Annotated in this window: 3 protein-coding genes; all 3 read right to left on the bottom strand. The window is 66.7% G+C overall.

The features are described from left to right. On the bottom strand, nucleotides 1-947 hold a 947-nt coding region (gene ald / locus ELY12_RS08390; protein ID WP_126176255.1), incomplete at its 3' end, for an alanine dehydrogenase. 89 nt (nucleotides 948-1,036) lie between these two features. Next, nucleotides 1,037-1,870 carry an S-formylglutathione hydrolase gene (gene fghA / locus ELY12_RS08385; protein WP_126176254.1) on the bottom strand — a complete coding sequence of 278 codons (834 nt, stop codon included), beginning with the start codon at nucleotides 1,868-1,870 and terminating at the stop codon, nucleotides 1,037-1,039. After that, a complete protein-coding gene (locus ELY12_RS08380; protein WP_126176144.1) occupies nucleotides 1,870-2,982 on the bottom strand; it encodes an S-(hydroxymethyl)glutathione dehydrogenase/class III alcohol dehydrogenase in 1,113 nt (370 codons plus the stop codon). Before ELY12_RS08380 ends, fghA begins: the two co-directional genes overlap by 1 nt. Nucleotides 2,983-2,987: the final 5 nt, after the last annotated feature.

Genomic DNA, 2,987 nt, shown 5'->3' with positions numbered 1-2,987 from the left:
ACGTTGTTGAGCGCGTAAGTGCTGGTGCGCGCAACCGCGCCCGGCATGTTGGCGACGCAGTAGTGGACGATGCCATCGACGACGTAGGTGGGGTCGGCGTGGGTCGTCGCGTGGCTGGTTTCGAAGCAGCCGCCCTGGTCGATCGCGACATCGACCAGCACCGCGCCGGGCTTCATGCACTTGAGCATCTCGCGGCTGACGAGCTTGGGTGCGGCGGCGCCGGGGATCAGCACCGCGCCGATCACGAGGTCCACCTCGCAGATCGTCTGCTCGATGCTCGCCTGGCTCGAGAATAGCGTCTTGGCGCGGCTTTCGAAATGCGTGCCGAGCCGCTCGAGCACTTCGGGATCGCGGTCGAGGATCGTCACGTCGGCGCCGAGACCGACCGCCATCTGCGCAGCGTTGAAGCCGACCACGCCGCCGCCGATCACCATCACCTTGCCGGGCAGCACGCCCGGGACGCCGCCCAAGAGCACGCCGCGGCCGCCGTGCGCCTTTTCCAGTGCGGTGGCGCCGGCCTGGATGCTCATCCGTCCCGCGACCTGGCTCATCGGCTTCAGAAGCGGGAGCGTGTTGCCCGGGCCGGTGACTGTCTCATAGGCGATCCCGGTGACGCCGGACTTGACGAGGTCGGCGGTCTGTTCGGGATCGGGCGCGAGGTGGAGGTAGGTGTAGAGCACCTGGCCTTCGCGCAGCTTGGCGCGCTCGACCGCCTGCGGCTCTTTGACCTTCACGACCATTTCGCATTCGGCGAAGATCGGGTCCGGGCCGTCCTGGATGGCCGCGCCTGCCTGGCGGTACTGCCCGTCGTCCGCGCCGATGCCGAGGCCGGCGCCGGTCTCGACCCACACTTCGTGCCCGTGCGCAGACAGCTCGCGCACGCTCTCGGGCGTCAGGCCCACGCGGTATTCGTGGTTCTTGATTTCCTTGGGGCAGCCGATGCGCATGGAGTTGTTCCTTGAACAAAGATGTGAATGTCGAGAGGTTGGGCTAGCGACGCAGAGGTGATCTGCGGCGAATGCGTCGGGACTGCGACCTACCGGCCTAATCGCGCCGCATGCCACGCCACGTGCTCGGCCATGAAAGCCGAAATGAAGTAGTAAGAATGGTCGTAGCCAGTTTGTCTGCGGATCGTCGCTGGCATGTCAGCGCGCGCACAGGCTTGCTCGAGGAGATCGGTCTTGAGCTGCTCGTCGAGGAAATCGTCAGCGATGCCCTGGTCGACCAGCAGATCCGGCAGCCGCGCGCCGTCCTCGATCAAGGCGCAGGCGTCGTATTCGCGCCAGCTCGACCGATCGGCGCCGAGGTACCCGCCGAGCGCCTTTTCGCCCCACGGACAATTCATCGGGCTGACGATGGGCGAGAACGCGCTGACCGAGCGGAAGCGCTGCGGATTGCGCAAGGCGATCGTCAGCGCGCCATGCCCGCCCATCGAGTGGCCAGTAATTCCCTGGCGCGCCAAGTCGGCGGGGAAGTGGCTGGCGATAACCGCGGGCAGCTCGCTTTCGATATAACTGCGCATGCGAAAATGCGGCGCCCACGGCGCCTCGGTCGCGTCGATATAGAACCCCGCGCCCTGGCCGAAGTCGTATGCCGGATCGTCCGGTACATCAGCGCCGCGCGGGCTCGTGTCGGGCGCGACGAAGATCACACCGTGCTCGGCGCAAGCGGCACGGAACTCGCCTTTCTCGGTCACATTGGCGTGGGTGCAGGTGAGGCCCGACAGGTACCACAGCACCGGCAGCTTCGTGCCCGGTGCATGGTCCGGCACGAACACCGAGAAGGTCATCGGCGTGCCGGTCGCGCTCGACTGGTGCGTGTAAACGCCCTGCGTGCCGCCATGGCTGCGGTTGGCGCTGACCTGCTCCATCAGTAGACGACGACGCTGCGGATGCTCTCGCCCGCGTGCATCAGGTCGAACGCCTTGTTGATCTCGTCGAGCGAGAGGACGTGAGTGATCATCGGGTCGATCGCGATCTGGCCGTCCATGTACATGTCGACGATCTTCGGCACGTCGGTCCGGCCCTTGGCCCCCCCGAACGCGGTCCCGCGCCAGTTGCGCCCCGTGACGAGCTGGAACGGGCGGGTGGCGATTTCCTTGCCCGCTTCGGCCACCCCGATGATGATCGAGGTGCCCCAGCCGCGATGGCAGCACTCGAGAGCCGTGCGCATGACCTCGGTGTTGCCGGTGCAGTCGAAGCTGTAGTCTGCGCCGCCGTCGGTCAGCGCGGCGATCGCTGCGATGGTGTCTTCGCGCCTCATGCCGGCGGTGTTGACGAAGTCGGTCATGCCGAACTGGCGGCCCCATTCCTCGCGCGCCGGGTTGAGGTCGATGCCGACGATCTTTCCTGCGCCCGCGAGCTTCGCGCCCTGGATCACGTTGAGCCCGATCCCGCCGAGCCCGAACACCACCACGTTGTCGCCCGGCTGGACCTTGGCGGTGTTGAGCACCGCGCCGACTCCGGTGGTCACCCCGCAGCCGATGTAGCAGCTAGTCTGGAACGGCGCGTCCTCGCGGATCTTGGCGACCGCGATTTCGGGCAGGACGGTGAAGTTCGAGAAGGTCGAGCAACCCATGTAGTGGTAGATCGTCTCGCCCTTGTAGCTGAAGCGGCTCGTCCCGTCGGGCATCACGCCCTTGCCTTGGGTCGCCCGGATCGCGGTGCACAGGTTGGTCTTGCCGCTGAGGCACGATTTACACTTCCCGCACTCAGGCGTGTAGAGCGGGATCACGTGGTCGCCCGGCTTGACCGAGGTTACGCCCGCGCCGACCTCGCGCACGATCCCCGCGCCCTCGTGGCCGAGCACGCTCGGGAACAGGCCCTCGCTGTCAAGCCCGTCGAGGGTGTAGGCATCGGTGTGGCACACGCCGGTCGCCATGATCTCGACCAGCACCTCACCTGCCTTGGGCCCTTCGAGGTCAAGCTCGACGATCTCCAGCGGCTGCTTGGGGGCAAAGGCGACGGCGGCGCGGGTCTTCATGGCGT

This window comes from Tsuneonella rigui, from assembly GCF_003958625.1.
Classification (GTDB): Bacteria; Pseudomonadota; Alphaproteobacteria; order Sphingomonadales; family Sphingomonadaceae; genus Tsuneonella; species Tsuneonella rigui.
This window is presented reverse-complemented; position numbering and strand designations above follow the sequence as displayed.

What these genes read in the sequence shown, in the direction of transcription:
- fghA (WP_126176254.1), bottom strand. Translation starts at nt 1,870, where the DNA reads ATGGAGCAGGTCAGCGCCAACCGCAGCCATGGCGGCACGCAGGGCGTT.
- ELY12_RS08380 (WP_126176144.1), bottom strand. Translation starts at nt 2,982, where the DNA reads ATGAAGACCCGCGCCGCCGTCGCCTTTGCCCCCAAGCAGCCGCTGGAG.